Source organism: Microbulbifer aestuariivivens, assembly GCF_039545115.1.
Lineage (GTDB): Bacteria > Pseudomonadota > Gammaproteobacteria > Pseudomonadales > Cellvibrionaceae > Microbulbifer > Microbulbifer aestuariivivens.
In genome coordinates this window covers 32995-49764 of sequence record NZ_BAABRT010000018.1, presented here as the reverse complement: position 1 = coordinate 49764, position 16770 = coordinate 32995, and the positions used below count along the sequence as shown (strand labels likewise).

Genomic DNA, 16770 nt, shown 5'->3' with positions numbered 1-16770 from the left:
AAAAAGCCGCGATATCTTAGATATCGCGGCTTTTGCTTGCTGGCGCTTTATCTTCTGTATTGCGGTACTGGTACGCTGCCTGGTGATTAACTCTTTCTACAGTCACACCATTTTTCAGTAATTTTCTTTAATTTCCCTCGTATTCCTCATCTCCTGCACACACGCTCTCCTGGCTCTTCTTTGCCTGCTCGGCGTGACCGCTTTTGAGTTGCCGGGGCTAGTGACTGGAAATCCTCGATACAGCGCTTGTTCCTTGGAGTCTGGCCGGCAGGGTGGTTAGAAATCTACACTGCGGACTGACTTACTTCCGAATCCACCGCCCCAGGTCGTCCTGGTAAAATTCTCCCGGTTTAACTCTTGTTTCCAACTTTTCCGCAGCGCGCGCAGCCACCTGGGCAATATCAATTCCATTGCGCTTGGCAATGGCGGCATACTCCTGTTTACGCTTGCTGTTGACCTCATTGACCAGTTTTTCGAGCTCTGCTGATGGCTGATCCACGATAGCGATGTAGCCGCTGTTGGCTTCGCCCACCAGACCCTGAGAGCGCGCATTATCCAGTGTGATTGCCAGTGCCGGCAGGGAAATAGCCAGACCTAAAATGAGTAACAGGTGTTTGCCGAGCTTCATCATGATGCCTCCTTAGAAAATTCCTTCTTTATCATCAAAGAGATTGTCCAGATCGCGGTCGACTTTGACGCGGATCTCATGCTCAATCTTGACGTTGAGGTTTACGGTAATGGGTTCGCTCGGGGCCTGCAGGGACACTGTTGGTGTGCAGGCTGCAGTGAATAGGCTGGCCGTCAGCAGCGGAAGGAGGAGTCTGTTGTGGGTCATTGGTCACTCCGGAGTGTCAACGCCATAGGATGGTAATGGCTCTAGCTTAACCCAAACTGAATTCGTGCGTGTGAAGCGTCACGGAAGTTTCTCCTGCAGTGCCTCACCGAGATCACGGCTCGCTTGCAGTGACTGCAGCATGGAGGGGATATTGTTTTCCAGATTGAGGTTGATGATAAGGTCACGATCTGCGGCTACTGAGTCACTGCGACCCACCAGTTTGAGCTGCAATTGCATGTCACCAATCGGGGGGTAATTCACGGTCCCGGTCAGCGTGCGAAAGCTGTAATCTTCCAGTGCGCCCGACAGCATTTTCAGCTGTGGGTTACCGGCCAATATCTGCGGAGAAAATGCCCCATAGTAGCGCAGTCGCCCGCCTGGCGGCCGCGCCTCTACCTCGCCGTTTTCCACGGTAACGCCCTCGGACCCTGTAACTACGGGTATCTGTAGGTCCAAAGTTCCTGATGCCGCGAAGTTGTCGCTTTTCATTGTGTTTTCCAATGCCTTTAACGACAGACCACTGAAGGAAACCATGCTCTGACGGGGTGTGCCGTCGAGGTTCCAGCGGAGGGAGTTGGAGGTGACTTCGCCACCCAGCATTTTTGCCGACAAGTGGGATAAAACAATATCCCGTTCCCCACTTACTGCCAGATCAAAATGGATATCGGTAATACCCATGCCCACATCCATGGAAGATATGGAAACTGGCTGGGGTTTCTCGGTTCGCCAGAACTCCCCTGAGTGGGACAGTTTGATGGCGGTGTTAATACCGGTGGCGAAACTTTCTTCATACACTGCGACAATGTTATGCAGGGATAACTGGATTCGATCTTTCTTTTCTGCTGGCCAGGAAAAGCGGGCCTCTGCAGATAGGCTGCCCGCAACAATATCCACTGGCGCTCCTCTTACGGATTGACGGAGAGACTGCGACTGGCTGAAAGATGACCCCTCCAATTGCAGCTCCGCTGTACCGACAGAAGTATCAAAATTGTGCATCCAGTTTCCGTTAAACGGAATATTCCCAATTGAGGCTTTACCCTCTCCCCGCAGCAGATTGTCTACCAGCGAAAGGTCTCCGCTACCGGTAAACCTGGCCTCCCCGTTATTTCCCCATTTGAGCACGCCATGGGTAAGCTGATAGGGCGCATTGAGTGTCAATCGCCCGGCTTGACGCTCGAATACCATGGCACTTACCGGCATGGATAGAGTGCCGCTGATATGAAGCTTGGGCGCGCTATCGTGGCCTCTGAATGCGATGCTTTCAAGGTGAGTTGTTACCGAGCCGTTACAGAGGCTGCGGTCAGGTCCACCATGGCAGACAAGGGAGGGTGAGGTAATGGAAAGTCCGGCTCCCTGAAGACTGCTCCCGCTCACTGTTCCAGCCTTCAGCAAAAATTCTCCAAACTCTATGTCACTTTCCAGTCTGCTGTAGCTGACCTGCAATTGAGATGAGACATTGATATCTTCCAGCGTTACTCCGGTTTGAGCGAGAGGCAGCTTTTCCGACTTGGCGGAGACTGCAGTGGAGCAGGTGGTTGTCCTCGAAAGAACGCAGGAGGCATCCCTTATAAGAAAGCCGATGCCGGCGTCTTCTTTTTCCGGGTCTTGTTGCACTGTTCCCTCAATCTCAGATGCTGACAGCACCAATTCTCCGGGCCATCTTTTACTGGATAGGTTGATGGGGTGATTCAATTTTATCCTGGTGAAAATTTTCTCCCAGCCGATTTTCTTTATTCCAGAGAACCTCGGCGCGGGAATGATTTTTGCGGAAATTTCACTGCCCGCTCTTAGACTCAGAAAACTTTCTTCGATGAGGGGGGGCGTATCAGAAGCCAGAAAATGAGTTTTTGCCATTGAGGGTAAGTGCGCCTCATAAGCAAACAGCAGAGTGCCGTCGACCTGCTCGATGTCAAAGGGCTCAAGAAATTTTGCTATTGTGGTTTTAGCCAACAGTCCGAGCAGTGGTGCGAGGTGAACCTTGCCTTCGCCAATTAGGCGCTGCTCCCCGGCGGAGCTTTGAGTCTTTATATTCGTGCTGAGGATTTTTGGGTAAAGGGTATTGTTGCCAGACAGCGGAGCGCCATTACTACTGTTCATTTCCGCATCGATCGCCGCCTCTCCAGAAAGCTGCTGTAGCTTGAGTGGGTACAGTGAACTGATTTGAGCCGAGAGCGGAGTCGGCGTCTGCAGTTGCACCGTCAGCGGCAGGAGTGCGCTGTGGAGGGTAACCTGCGCTTCTCTGCCGGAGACCTCGAGCCACAGGTTTTTATAGTCGGTAAGTGCATAAAGGTTGTCTGGCAGCAGCCCGCTGGCCTTCAATAGCAACTCTCCCTTGGCGTGCGCTATTGGCAGGGGTAACTCGTCGCTCTGCAGCCATTGCAGTCTGGAGAGGATGGACAGCGCAGCCAGCCAGCGTTGGTCTGCTTGCATTTCTGCTGAAACGGCAATAACCATGGAGGCGGGAGCCCCGCCAATGTTGAGTTTGGTTCGCAGCTGCAGTTTCTCATTAGCGGGCGTCAAGGTGGCATCAGCCAGCACGTTTTGTGTCTGGTATCGCGCAATGAATGAGGTTGAGTCCGGCTCACGTTGCAGCAAAAATCCCGCCTCGCCAGCTGGCCAGTCCTGGGTGACACCTTGCCATCGCAGCTGACGGATTTCGAAGCGGTTCGGCAGTCTCTTCACGGACTGGATCAGGTTGCTCAGGAGCAGGGCCTTTGTGGCCGCTCCGTTTTGGACTCCTTCAGTGGTGCTGGCGCTTTGCTGTTGCTCCAGTAGAGCTGAGGACTCATGTTCAGCCTTTGCACTACTGGGTGATTGGCCGGCCAAGCCATGCTTGCGGAAAGTGATCTGCGCCTGTTGGACTGACAGGGTGCTATTGTTGATTGTCCTCCAAAATCCCAACGGATGTGCCAGCTGCAGTTGGTGGAGATCTGCAATGATGCCGTTAGCAGTGTTGCCACTTTTATCGGACAAGCGAAGCTGTTCCAGATGCAGGCCCCTGCGGTTGAGATTCAACCCTCTGAGTTCCTCCACGGTTACAGCACCCTGAACCATATTCAGCAGTGCCATCGCCACCGCGTCGCGATCACGCCATACTCCCCAGACAACCGCCAGTATCACTAGTACTGAGGCAATAGCGGCTCGCGAGGATTTTGGCACAGGGTTCTCCGGGCAGATTGGCAGATTGTATGGATGTGTAAAAGTAGAAACTGAAGCATCTATAGAGCCTCGTACCCATTCATGCTGAGGTGCGGCGGAATTCAGCTGTCAGCTTCAGGCTTAGATTTCAGTGTAACTGCCTATGGCCGAAACCTTAATGGATGGCATGGCCGATAGCCTGTGTGGATATATGGGGATATATCAGATGCTGTCTGCGCAGACCTTCTCAATGTAAGATTCTGCGCCGGAACCTGTGTCTGCGATCGTGTCGGGAGGACTTATCTGCCCTCTCCTGCCATTGCCTGACCGCGGCTATGGAGATTGGGGTCCGCTCTCGTATCAGTACCCGTACCCGTACCCGTATCCGTTCCACTAAACGGGGCGCTTTCACTCGGGATAGGATTCCGCTGGAGTGACAGTCACCGGTGTGGGAAGGTGATACCGATGGCGGTTATATCCGCCCAGGGTGAGTCCTTCCCATAGTGACAGCACGTAAACTGTTGCTGATAAGGCTCTGCGCTGCCCTTCAGCCATGGCTTACCCGTCTATGGCTTACCGGTCTATGGCCTACCCGAGGTTAGCCGCCGATGGGTCACTCAGGGCCGGGACTCCCGGCAGCGGGCCATCATGACAGCCCTTGGCAGCGCCCATTAGATCTTTATAGTAATCACCCCGCCAGTTTGAGGCCGGGGGAATTCATTGTCGAAAGCGAGTTCAGAATCATGAGAGATGCCCAGCCCGGCACGGTCTATTTGAAAGACTACCGCCAGCCAGATTATCTGGTGGACAGTACACGACTGCGTTTCGAACTGGAGCCCAACGCCACCCTGGTGCAGTCCCGCCTGAAAGTGCGCCGCAATCCCGCCGCTGGGGAAGGGTTGCCGCCATTAAAGCTGGATGGGGTCAACCTGGAGCTGTTATCCGTGGCCATGGACGGAGCGCCACTAGCGGCGGCGGATTTTACATGCCACGACGAGGGACTCAGTATCCCGGTTGATCGCGCTGAGTTCACGCTGGAGATCTGCAACCGCATCGATCCTGAAGGCAACACCTCTCTCGAGGGACTCTATCTCTCCAACGGCATGTACTGCACTCAGTGTGAGGCGGAGGGGTTCCGCAAAATCACCTATTACCCGGACAGACCGGATGTGCTGTCGAAGTTCACCGCGACGATCATCGCACCCCGGGACTATCCCATACTGCTTTCTAACGGCAACGAGGTCGAGCGTGGCGAGATCGACGGTGACCGTCATTTCGTCACCTGGGAAGATCCTTTTGCCAAGCCGGCATACCTGTTCGCGCTGGTGGCTGGGCGCCTGGAAAAAGTGGAGGACCGCTTTACCACCATGAGTGGCCGCGAGGTGGTACTGCAGATATTTACCGAGCCCAAGAATATCCACAAATGCGCTCACGCCATGGCATCGCTCAAGGCCGCCATGCGCTGGGATGAGGAGGTGTACGGGCGGGAATACGACCTGGATATCTTTATGATCGTCGCCGTCGATCACTTCAACATGGGCGCCATGGAAAACAAGGGGCTCAATATCTTCAACTCCGCCTGTGTCCTGGCCAGCCCGGAAACGGCCACTGACGCAGCATTCCAGCGTATCGAGTCCATCGTCGCCCACGAATATTTCCACAACTGGTCCGGCAACCGGGTGACCTGCCGAGACTGGTTCCAGTTGAGCCTGAAAGAAGGCTTTACCGTATTTCGCGACGCGGAATTCTCCGCGGATATGAATTCCCGCGCGGTAAAACGCATCGAGGATGTGTCCATGCTGCGCACGGCGCAATTCGCCGAAGATGCCGGCCCCATGTCACACCCGGTGCGACCGGATTCCTACATGGAAATTTCCAACTTCTACACCCTGACGGTGTATGAAAAAGGTGCCGAGGTCGTGCGCATGATCCATACCCTGTTGGGCCCAGAGGGCTTCCGACGGGGCAGCGACCTCTATTTTGACCGCCATGATGGCAGTGCGGCGACCTGTGAAGACTTTATTGCTGCCATGGAGGATGCCAATGGGGTGGAGCTGCAACAGTTCCGGCGCTGGTACAGCCAGGCGGGTACCCCGATACTGGAGATTAGCGATGACTATGATGCGAAGCAGCAGCGCTATGTCCTCACGGTGCGCCAATCCTGCCCGCCAACACCGGGCCAGCCCGAGAAACAGCCATTCCACATCCCACTGAAAATGGGACTTCTTGGGGCGGACGGCAGTGCCCTGCCATTGGTTGCAGAAGGCAGCAGCGAGGGAGAAATCAACGAGAGAGTTCTGGAGATAACAGAGGCCGAGCAGAGCTTCACCTTCGAGAATATTGCCGAGCAGCCACTGCCGTCATTACTGCGCGGTTTTTCCGCGCCAGTGAAAGTCCGCTACGACTACACACCAGCGCAGTTGCGTTTGTTGATGCGTGCCGACCGCGACGCCTTTAATCGCTGGGATGCCAGCCAGCGCCTGGCATTTGGCGCCATGGCGCAATTACAGCGGGACTTCCGCGCAGGGATTGCGCTGCAATTATCCTCCGAGCTTGTGGAGGCCTATCGCAGCGTTCTGCAGCAGGAGGGGCTTGACCCCGCGCTCGTTGCGGAAATGCTGACGCTGCCCAGCGCGCAGACACTGGCCGAAGAGGCGGAGACAATTGATGCAGAGGCGATTATTGCCGCGCGCAAGTTCGCCGAGCACACTCTCGCTGAAGCACTCTATGACGAGTTACTGGCGACCTACCGGCGCTTAAATCATGACAAGCCATACCGCCCAGTTGCCGACGATATTGCCGAACGGAGACTGAAAAATACCGCTCTGGCCTACCTGTGCGTGACGGAGCGGAAGGATGCTCTGGCGCTCGCGGAGGCCCAGTTCGTGGCGGCTACCAATATGACGGACAGCTCCGCAGCGCTGGCCGCTCTTGTGAACCGTGCTGACGACCAGTGTGCCGAAGCGGCATTGCAAAGTTTCTATGAACGCTGGAAAGAGGATGACCAGGTAGTGGATCTGTGGCTCGGGTTGCAGAGTAGCAGTCCCCAGCGGGGTACCTTAGGCGCTGTGCGAGCCCTGATGCTCCATCCGGCCTTTGAGCTGACCAACCCCAATCGGGTGCGTGCGGTGCTCGGTACATTTGCCAACCGCAACTTCACCCAGTTCCATCAGCCGGATGGCAGCGGTTTTCACTTCCTCGCAGCGCAGGTGATTGCGCTGGACAAGTTGAACCCGCAGATCGCCGCGCGGCTGGTCACCCCCCTTACCCGCTGGAAAAAATATCGCACAGGCCCGAGGGAGGCCATGCACGCGGCCCTGCAGTCGGTGATGGCGTCGGGGCAGTTGTCTGCGGATCTGTATGAGGTGGTGAGCAAAAGTCTCAAAACGGACTAACGCTGCGGCGGCCGGGTCAGCGGATGTCACTGTCCCGGCTGCGGCCCAATTGCACCAGCCGCAGCCCCCTGTCATCCAGCGCCAGCTCGGTCATGGACGTGTAATCGGGTCGGAACTGCTTAATACGGGAATCACCACGGATTTGCGCTACCACGGAGTTGATCACCATGAAGTGGCAGAAGATGGCGGCGTCATCCTGCAGGCTATGCAGGAATGCCATAATTCCGGCGCGCCATTCCCGCTGGTGTGGCTCGAGTTGCGTCCATTCCTTATTCAGCAGGCTGCGAATCCATGGGCCGCGTTGATCCAGAGACTGGTTCAATGGGGAGGGGATCTCGGTCACGGCTGTCTCGATAGTAACTCCCCGCTGCCAGGTTTCAGCCAGTGGTTCCGCCGTCTGTCGTGCTCGCAGCATGGGGCTGCTGATAAGCGAAACCGGCACCTCTGCGGCTAAATTGTCCGCCAACAGCTGGGATTGCTGCTTACCGAGTGGCGTCAGCGCTGGATCAATGATGTGGGGGCCTTTCCGTGCCTCTCCATGACGAATCAAAAAAATGCGCGGCATTATTCTTGCTGCTCCTGTTAACCCTGCAGACCCTGCTAATGGACCCAGTAACCAAACCCAGACTGCTTGATTGTGCCGACCCCGGCTGCCTCGGTGTGCCCTACTTCCTGAACCAAGGGTAACACTGCAGTGGTTACCATATTGGGGAAGCGGGTTACTGCGCTAGATAGGAGGAGAACTCTACCACTTCTATCTTCGGCGGGGTTTTCTTCCGCGCTGGTGTCTGGGTATTTATACCGCATTCTATCCTTTCAGTAGTCGCTCGCGCGTTTCGTTTTCCGGTTCTCTTTTTCCAGTGTGATCAAAAATCGGAAATATCAGAAATGAAGTTATTTCCGAAGAGGATTGGTGGGCGACCTTGATCTCAAAGAACACCTTCTTCCAAGCCGATTATGATGGTTCTTGATCTTGAGGCTTTGCTCCAGCGTGAAAGGGTCAATAGAACAAGTGCTACAGGGTATTCCTGGCAAGCCAGTATAGCTGGCGTAATTCGCCTTCTTGCAAGTTTGTTGGGTATCGTCCATAAAGAAAAAAGTGCATTTTTTTGAGGTTCGGATTCGCCTCATCAGGAAAAGGATTCCCGGCATTTCAAACAGATGAACAAGCTTCCCCCTCTTCGCGCCAATGCGTCATTAAGTTGCAGGTGCACAGGGACTCGCGTAAGTAGTAGCAGGTGGTAGCATGAGCGCGACAGTGATCGTCAAGCGCAGTGGAGAAGCATTAGCAACTCCGCTGCAGTCCATCAGTCTTTCCTCCCCAAGTGCAGTGGTCCTTCCATTCGGACCAGAGGACATAGCCAGGTATTTGCGCGAGGGGCTAGATCTCGTCATTGTGCTCGAAAACGGCGAGCGCATAACCCTACACAACTTCTTCGAAGTCGATGACCTGGGAACCCAGAGCGAACTGCTTTTTCAGGGCGCAAAGGGTGACTTCTTGCGGGGAGAATATACCGGCGGTGAGCCGAACTTCCTGATCAGCACAGTTGATGCAGTACCCGAAGCCCTAGCGAAGGGCGTTCCAGTGGCTGCTACAGCAAAAACAATCCCCGCTTGGCTCCCGCCTCTGATTGGCTTAGGAGTCATGTCTCCCGCTATTGATAGCTACGACAGAGATGATGCCGACGGTGGCGCTAGAAGTGGTGCTAGTGGTAGTGCCGGTGCATCTACAGCCAGCACTTCAGGCGGAAGCACAGGTGGCGGCACAGGTGGTGGCACAGGTGGTGGCACAGGTGGTGGCACAGGCGGTGGCACAGGCGGTGGCACAGGCGGTGGCACAGGTGGTGGCACAGGTGGTGGCACAGGCGCCGATACGAACTTTTTAGATACTTCCTTTATCAGCACCCAGGGCTTGGATGATCCTGAGGATGGCCACACGCCCTTAGGCCCCCAGCCTTTCGACTTCTTCTTCACTGATTTCGAAGATACCGATGCGGATGCGGATGCGGACGCAGATGCGGATGCCGACACCGATGCCGATGCGGATGCAGACGCTGATACGGACGCCGACGCCGATGCCGATGCCGACACAGATGCCGATGCCGACGCGGATGCCGATGCAGACGCCGATGCAGACGCCGATGCGGATGCAGACGCCGATGCGGACGCCGACGCCGACGCTGATGCCGATGCCGATGCCGATGCCGATGCCGATGCCGACGCCGACGCCGACGCCGACGCCGATACCGACGCCGATGCGGACGCCGATGCAGACGCCGACGCCGACGCCGATGCCGACGCTGATGCCGACGCCGACGCCGACGCCGACGCCGACGCGGATGCCGATGCCGATGCCGATGCCGATGCCGATGCCGACGCCGACGCCGATACCGACGCCGATGCGGACGCCGACGCTGATGCAGACGCAGATGCCGACGCCGACGCCGACGCCGACGCGGATGCCGATACCGACGCCGATGCAGACGCCGACGCCGACGCCGACGCCGACGCCGACGCCGACGCCGACGCCGACGCGGATGCCGATGCGGACGCCGACGCGGATGCCGATGCGGACGCCGACGCGGATGCCGATGCGGACGCTGATGCGGACGCGGATGCCGACGCCGACGCCGACGCCGATGCGGATGCCGATGCCGATGCGGACGCCGATGCGGATGCCGATGCGGACGCCGATGCGGACGCCGATGCAGACGCCGACGCAGATGCCGACGCAGATGCCGACGCAGATGCCGACGCAGATGCCGATGCAGACGCCGATGCCGACGCAGATGCCGATGCAGACGCCGACACTGACGCCGATGCCGATGCCGATGCCGACGCTGATGCCGATGCCGACGCTGATGCCGACGCCGACGCCGATGCCGACGCCGACGCCGACGCCGACGCCGACGCAGATGCAGACGCCGATGCCGATGCCGATGCCGATGCCGATGCCGATGCAGACGCCGACGCGGATGCCGACGCGGACGCCGATGCTGACGCGGATGCCGATGCTGACGCCGATGCGGACGCGGACGCGGACGCGGATGCAGATTCTGACTGTGACGCCGATGCTGACGCGGATGCCGATGCCGACGCCGATGCCGACGCCGATGCCGACGCCGATGCCGATGCCGATGCCGATGCGGACGCCGATGCAGATTCTGACTGTGACGCCGATGCAGACGCCGATGCAGACGCCGATGCAGACGCCGACGCGGATGCGGATGCGGATGCGGATGCCGATTGCGATCTGCCGACGGAGATCAGCTATGCGGCCTTCCAGTTAAAGGATGGCCGGGTGATCAAGGTCGAATTCAATGACGCTGAAATCACTGATGGCAAGTTTCCAGGTACGCTGATCGACAGCATTGAGGAAACTTTTGGATGTGAGGTTGTGCCAGTTAACTGCAGCGACTACATCGCTAAGGCCGGTAAGAAGTTTTATGACGATGACTGTGAGCTGACATCAACCAAAGGCTGGCCGACCAATTGCAAAGGAGATATCGATGGGGCTGGGGTAATCGAGGTTGATCTGGAGAGCCTTTACGAGATCGTGAGTGATCCAGTTGGAGATGACTCGCCGGTAGAGCCAGGTGATGCCGGGTGCTGCTGCCCGAAATCAGATGAGCCGGGCAGTACAACCGGGCTCCAGATCGTGAATCTCATCAAGACACAGGGTGGTGACCTGGTAAACCTTTCCGGGCTGGAAACGGCGGGAGTGAGTGATCAAGACCCGGACGTTGACAGTGAAAATCCAGAAAGCGACGCCCCGGTTGAGCTGGCTGAGATTCTGGAGGCGAATAGTGGCATGGTTCCACTACCAGAATCTGAAGACGATGAACCTGCCGGACACTTTACTCTGTCGATGCTTAATTCGCCGGCACAAGGTTCAGCGGTTGCTCCAGACGAGTACCATAGTATTCAGGCTGAGCAAGAAATTCAGGACCCATGGCAGCAGTCTGGTCTGGACCCGGTCTGATAGAGGGCCAGTAGGGTAGAGAAAATCTGTGCGGGCCTTCTCTCTGGAGAAGGCCCTGCTGATAGTCTTTACTGGCCTAACAGCTCCATAACCTAGTGTTCTTTGCTGTGCCTTTGACTATGCCTCTGATTATGCCGGTGACATGCCGGTGCGATGCTTGGATAAGTTGTTAACGCTTTTCCAGCTGTGACGATTCTTGTGCCGAAACTGTTGATCTTGGCACCTAATGCAAGAGGGCGATTTCTCAACCACTGGCCATTAATCATCTGAAAGATTTCAACATCTGCTTGAGTATTGAACTCCAGAATGAACCGGGCCTCAGAGCCCGGTTTTTTTGTCTAGACTGAGTGCTGGAAAAAATCTAATGGACGATGCCGAGAGTTTTCACGCTAAACCGGCATCGCAGTCATTCTTCGCGAGTAACAATTGTGTATATGCGCGAGCGGCAATGGAAGGTCACACTGATTTTTATGTGTCAGTGCTGGATGCTCTTAGCTCCTGTTCAGCCCCAGGCTGAAGATGTCCGGGAGGGTAATCCCGTCTGGGAGGCCACTACATTGCTGATTGCCGGGCAATATTCCGGTGAGCCAGCCGGGAGGGGAGCGCAGCAGACCACAGGGGTTTATCAATCAAAGTATGCAGCGCCAACTCTGACGATGACAGAGTCTGTGCAACAGGCTGTAAGTTGGCATCCGCGGATTTCAGAATCGGTCAATGAACTTTTTCAGAGCCAGCAGAACATCCGCATTGCCCGCTCTGGGTACTTTCCGCAACTCAGTGCTGGCGTGCTGGCTGGCCATGACAGCCAGGTCGAGGGGGATGGCGATGGCCACGCTTTTCAACTGTCTGCATCACAGGTGATTTACGATTTTGGCAAAATTTCCAGCGGCGTTGATTTAGCCAATGCCGAAGCCACCCGTTCGCTGGCCAATGTACTACTCAGTGTCGATGAAATCGCCCGGCAGACGGCAAGTGCCGCGATTGAGGTACAGCGTTATCAGGCATTGTTGCTTATTGCGCAAGAACGAATTGACGGTGTCCAGTCTATTGCTTCGCTGGTGAAAATGCGCAGCGATAGTGGCGCCAGCTCTCGCTCTGACTTTCTCCAGGCGACCTCGAGGATTCAGGCGGCAAGTGCCGAGTTTCAGCAGACGGAGGCTCGCTTACAGCGTTGGAGGGCAGAGCTGCAGAGTCTTACCGGGACTGAGCAACAGCTGGTCTTATCGATGGACAGCCCCTCATCACTGGAATCCGCCTGTGAAAAACCTGTTGCAGAAATTGCGGCCTCACCACGAGTCCTGATTGCCGATGCCTCCCGGGAGGAAGCCATGGCCCGCCTAAAGGAGTCCAGGGCAAATGCATGGCCGACCCTCTCTCTGGAGGCCAGTTACAACCGCTATCTGGATCCCAGATATGTAGACGTCGCCGTGATAGATGAGAACGAAGCAGCGGTATTTCTCAATCTCTCTATGCCCATTTATCAAGGTGGGCGCATTTCAGCCAGCAAAGAATCCAATACTTTCGCTTTACAGGCGGCGGACTATGCCATGGACACCGCGATTGAGGTGGCAAAGCGTGATTATCGTTCGACACAGGAGCAAGAGCGAGGGCTTGCTAGAAGTCTGGATCTGCTCGAGGCGAGTGTTCGCTCTATTCAGGAGACCCGCGACCTCTATCGCAAGCAATACTCATCCCTTGGCACCCGCACGCTATTAGATTTACTCAACTCGGAACAGGAAGTGTACCGGGCTCGCCAGGATCTTCATGAAACACTCTTCAATCTGCAGAGGTTGAGGCTGGACTGTCTCTTTAATGTGGGAGCCATGCGCAGTGCGTTCGGCATTGAAGGGCAACAGGTGCAGGGAGTGGAGATATTGCCATGAGCCAGTTGGACAGCGAGGGTGTGGGTTCGGCAGGTAAAGTAATAGAGAAACCGACTGAAGATTTCTCTGCATGGCTGGAGGCAGTCCTGACGGTAGCGCGGCATTACCGGCTGGATTACTCGGAAGAAAATATCCGTGTTGCCAGTGCTTCGCCGCAGGAAAAGTCTTCGCGCAGTTTACTGGTGCAGATGGCCCGGCAGGCGGGTCTGACAGCCAAAACCGCAAAATTTGACAGCGCCAGGATAACTGCCTGGCGCCTGCCCCTGGTTATCCAGACTATTGATGGACAGGTGGGTGTGATTGAGACGGTGGACGGGTACGGGTCCGCCAGTGTGATCTTCAGCGGTGATCAGGGTTTGGCAACCCGGGTAAGTCTGCAGCAGTTGCGCGATCAGGTGCGCCTTCTGGTGATACTGAGGCCGCGTAAAAGCGTCAGCGATGTCAGAGTCGACGATTACATCAAGCCGGACAAAAAGCACTGGTTTCGCGCCATTATCCTGCGCGATCTGAAGCCTTATGCCCACGTCATGCTGGCCACCACCGTGGCCAATACGCTCGCGCTCACCGGCATCCTGTTTTCCAAGCAGGTCTACGACCGGGTGATCCCAGCGGAATCCATGGCGACGCTGTATGTGCTGTTTAGTGGCGTCATGCTGGCGCTGTTGTTCGACTTCATTATGCGGCTGATGCGCACGCGGATAACAGACCTGCTTGGTAAGCGCGCCGATATTCGTGTTTCCGATCTGGTCTACGGCCATGCGGTTCGACTGCGCACCTCGGCGCGGCCAAAATCCACCGGAACATTTATTGCCCAAATCCGTGAGCTGGAGCGGGTCCGGGAAATGGTGACATCGACGACGATATTGGCCATTGCCGATATGCCGTTTTTCTTTCTCTTCCTCGGCGTTCTCTGGGTGATCGCCGGCCCCCTGGTATGGGTGCCTCTGGCGGCGTTGCTGTTGCTGTTGATTCCCGGCTTACTGGCACAGGGCAAGCTTGCGCGGCTTTCCGCGGAGTCCATGCGTGAGTCCTCACTGCGCAATGCCATGCTGGTGGAGTCAGTGCAGGGCATGGAAGACATCAAGGTTCTCCAGGCTGAGCAGCGTTTTCAGCAGCAGTGGAATCACTACAATGCTGTAACGGCAGATTCCCACCTGGAGCTGCGTTATCTGGTCAGCAAACTGATGACATGGACCCACAATGTTCAATCATCGGTGTTTGCGGTGATTGTCCTTATCGGCGCGCCTATGGTGATGACAGGCGATCTGACCACCGGTGCTCTGGTTGCCGCATCCATTCTTGGATCCCGCATGATGTCTCCGATTGCGCAGGTCACTCAGATACTGAGTCGCTGGCAGCAGGCGCGGGTGGCCCTCAAGGGGCTCGACCAGATTATGCAGTTGCCGGTCGAACATGCCGAGGGCACCAAGCGCGTTCACAAGGCGGCTATTCACGGTGAATACGATTTTTCTCAGGCCGCTTTTCGCTATGATGCCAATGCGCCCGAACCGGCCCTGCTGATTGCCGGGCTGGTCATTCACCCCGGGGAAAAGGTGGCTGTGCTGGGCCGCAATGGCGCCGGTAAATCCACTCTGCTGCAGGCGATGGCGGGCCTGCTGGAAAACTCCGCTGGTCTGGCAACCATCGATGGGGTTGCCATCGATCATCTGGACCCGGGTGACCTGCGCCGGGACATCGGCTTGTTGAGCCAGAATGCCAGTCTCTTTCACGGCACTTTACGTGAAAATCTTACCCTGGGTGCGCCGCTGGCGACCGACGACGATATTCTCTGGGCGCTGCAAATGAGTGGTGCTCAGGACTTTGTCCGCCGGCTACCCATGGGGCTTGATCATGTGGTTCTGGAGGGAGGCAAGGGCTTGTCGGGAGGACAGCGCCAATCATTGCTGCTGTCCAGGTTGTTGTTGCGCCAGCCTCAGGTGCTGTTACTGGACGAGCCTTCGGCGTCATTGGATGAGACAACGGAGCGGCGGATGATCGCCAGCCTTGCCGAATGGATTGGTGACCGGACACTGGTGCTGGCGACCCATCGCACCAGCATGTTGCAGTTGGTTGACAGGATAGTGGTGGTCGATGCCGGCCGTGTTGTGATGGACGGCGGCAAGGAAGAAATACTGGCAAGACTGTCACAGGCCGGGAAACCGCCGCCGGACCAGTCAGCGGCAGGAAAGCACGCGCAGGTGTCGCCATGAGACGCAGAGTAAAACATTCGAAATCCTGCCCGCGCAAACGCCTTGGTTTCACCATCAAGCGTAAAAGAAAACATGCCAAATCCTGCTCACGGCACAGGAGTGGCCCGGCCCGGGCATCACTGGCAGATACAGGCTTGTATAGTGCCGCTACCGCTCTGGAAGAGGGAGGGGATGAATCGACACTGGTGCGCTCGACCCGGGTGGTTTGGTTTTTTTGCCTGCTTATCACGGTATTGATCCTCTGGTCTTACTTTGCGCGGGTGGATGAGGTTTCTTCCGGTAGCGGCAAGGTGGTGCCCACTACTCGTGCGCAGATGGTTCAGTCCCTGGAGGGGGGTATTCTTGCCGAACTCAAGGTGTCGGAAGGGGATATTGTCGAGCAGGGGCAGATACTGGCGCAGTTGGACCCGACAAAGGTCCGCTCCAATGTGGAGGAGAGTTCGGCCCGCTACCGGGCAGCCCTCGCCAGTGCCGCGCGTCTGTCCGCGGAAGTGAATGGCAGCGAGCTTTCATTCCCGGACGCTCTGCGTGGGTTCGATGAGCTGTTGGCGAAAGAGCGCAAGCTCTATAAAACGCGCCGCCATCAACTGGATGAGTCTCTCAAGGGATTGACGGAATCCCTTGATCTGGTGAAAAAAGAATTGGCCATCATCCGATCACTGGTGAGTTCCGGCGCGGCCAGTAATGTGGAGTTGCTGCGCTTGAAGCGGCAGCAGACTGAGCTGGAATTACAGATCAATGAGCGGCGATCTGAGTACATGGTAAGGGCAAGGGAAGAGCTGGCTGCGGTCAGCGCCGAGGTGGAGGCATTGTCCTCGGTGATTGAGGGGCGCGCGGATTCCCTGTCGAGATTGACGCTGCGATCCCCTGTGCGCGGTATTGTCAAAGATATTGAAGTTACCACCATCGGTGGGGTGTTGCCGCCCAACGGCAGGCTGATGGAAATAGTGCCCCTGGATGACCGGCTGCTGATCGAAGCGCGCATCTCTCCGCGGGATATCGCCTTTATTCACCCGGACCAGGCCGCCAAGGTGAAGATCACCGCCTATGACTATTCCGTCTATGGGGGCCTTGAAGGGCGGGTTAAAATGATCTCGCCGGATACCATTCAGGACGAATCCAATCCCGACCAATTCTACTATCGGGTATTTATCCTCACAGACTCCGATGCGCTGGTGAATGAAGCCGGGGAGCGTTTTCCCATCGTACCCGGCATGGTGGCGACGGTAGATGTTAAGACCGGCTCCAAAACGGTGTTTGACTATCTGCTGAAGCCTATCAACAGCGCCAGGGAGGCGCTGCGCGAGCGCTGATCCTTTTTGCGCGC

Annotated in this window: 10 protein-coding genes and 1 pseudogene; 7 read left to right on the top strand and 4 right to left on the bottom strand. The window is 56.6% G+C overall.

Annotated elements, in window-relative coordinates; all coding sequences use genetic code 11:
- Positions 1–301: 301 nt before the first annotated feature.
- The 3 genes from ABEA58_RS11150 to ABEA58_RS11140 form a co-directional block, all read right to left on the bottom strand.
- Complete coding sequence (locus ABEA58_RS11150; RefSeq protein WP_345551530.1) at positions 302–631, bottom strand: YdbL family probable chaperone protein; 330 nt, start codon at positions 629–631, stop codon at positions 302–304.
- Positions 632–640: 9 nt separating this feature from the next.
- Positions 641–835, bottom strand: coding sequence for a YnbE family lipoprotein (locus ABEA58_RS11145; protein WP_345551529.1), 195 nt, complete (start codon positions 833–835; stop codon positions 641–643).
- Between the two features lie 78 nt (positions 836–913).
- Positions 914–3994 carry an intermembrane phospholipid transport protein YdbH family protein gene (locus ABEA58_RS11140; RefSeq protein WP_345551527.1) on the bottom strand — a complete coding sequence of 1027 codons (3081 nt, stop codon included), beginning with the start codon at positions 3992–3994 and terminating at the stop codon, positions 914–916.
- A gap of 722 nt (positions 3995–4716) precedes the next feature.
- On the opposite strand from ABEA58_RS11140, the gene pepN reads away from it, so the two are divergent.
- Complete coding sequence (gene pepN, locus ABEA58_RS11135) at positions 4717–7368, top strand: aminopeptidase N (RefSeq protein WP_345551525.1); 2652 nt, start codon at positions 4717–4719, stop codon at positions 7366–7368.
- Between the two features lie 16 nt (positions 7369–7384).
- On the opposite strand, the gene ABEA58_RS11130 is transcribed toward pepN, so the two are convergent.
- Positions 7385–7933, bottom strand: coding sequence for a histidine phosphatase family protein (locus ABEA58_RS11130; protein WP_345551523.1), 549 nt, complete (start codon positions 7931–7933; stop codon positions 7385–7387).
- A 681-nt stretch (positions 7934–8614) separates the two neighbouring features.
- On the opposite strand from ABEA58_RS11130, the pseudogene ABEA58_RS14410 reads away from it, so the two are divergent.
- The 6 genes and pseudogenes from ABEA58_RS14410 to ABEA58_RS11105 all read left to right on the top strand — a co-directional run.
- Positions 8615–8932: pseudogene (locus ABEA58_RS14410) on the top strand (BapA/Bap/LapF family prefix-like domain-containing protein); the annotation flags it as partial.
- A 136-nt stretch (positions 8933–9068) separates the two neighbouring features.
- Positions 9069–9254, top strand: a complete 186-nt coding sequence (locus tag ABEA58_RS11125; protein WP_345551521.1) for a hypothetical protein — start codon at positions 9069–9071, stop codon at positions 9252–9254.
- A 26-nt stretch (positions 9255–9280) separates the two neighbouring features.
- Entirely contained in the window at positions 9281–11350 is a 2070-nt protein-coding gene (locus ABEA58_RS11120; protein WP_345551519.1) for a hypothetical protein, read from the top strand.
- 434 nt (positions 11351–11784) lie between these two features.
- Complete coding sequence (locus tag ABEA58_RS11115; protein WP_345551582.1) at positions 11785–13233, top strand: TolC family outer membrane protein; 1449 nt, start codon at positions 11785–11787, stop codon at positions 13231–13233.
- Positions 13230–15443 (top strand): type I secretion system permease/ATPase, encoded by a 2214-nt coding sequence (locus ABEA58_RS11110; protein ID WP_345551517.1) that lies wholly within the window; start codon positions 13230–13232, stop codon positions 15441–15443. The genes ABEA58_RS11115 and ABEA58_RS11110 overlap by 4 nt, the downstream gene beginning before the upstream one ends.
- A 134-nt stretch (positions 15444–15577) precedes the next feature.
- Positions 15578–16756, top strand: coding sequence for an HlyD family type I secretion periplasmic adaptor subunit (locus tag ABEA58_RS11105; protein WP_345551515.1), 1179 nt, complete (start codon positions 15578–15580; stop codon positions 16754–16756).
- Positions 16757–16770 lie beyond the last annotated feature (14 nt).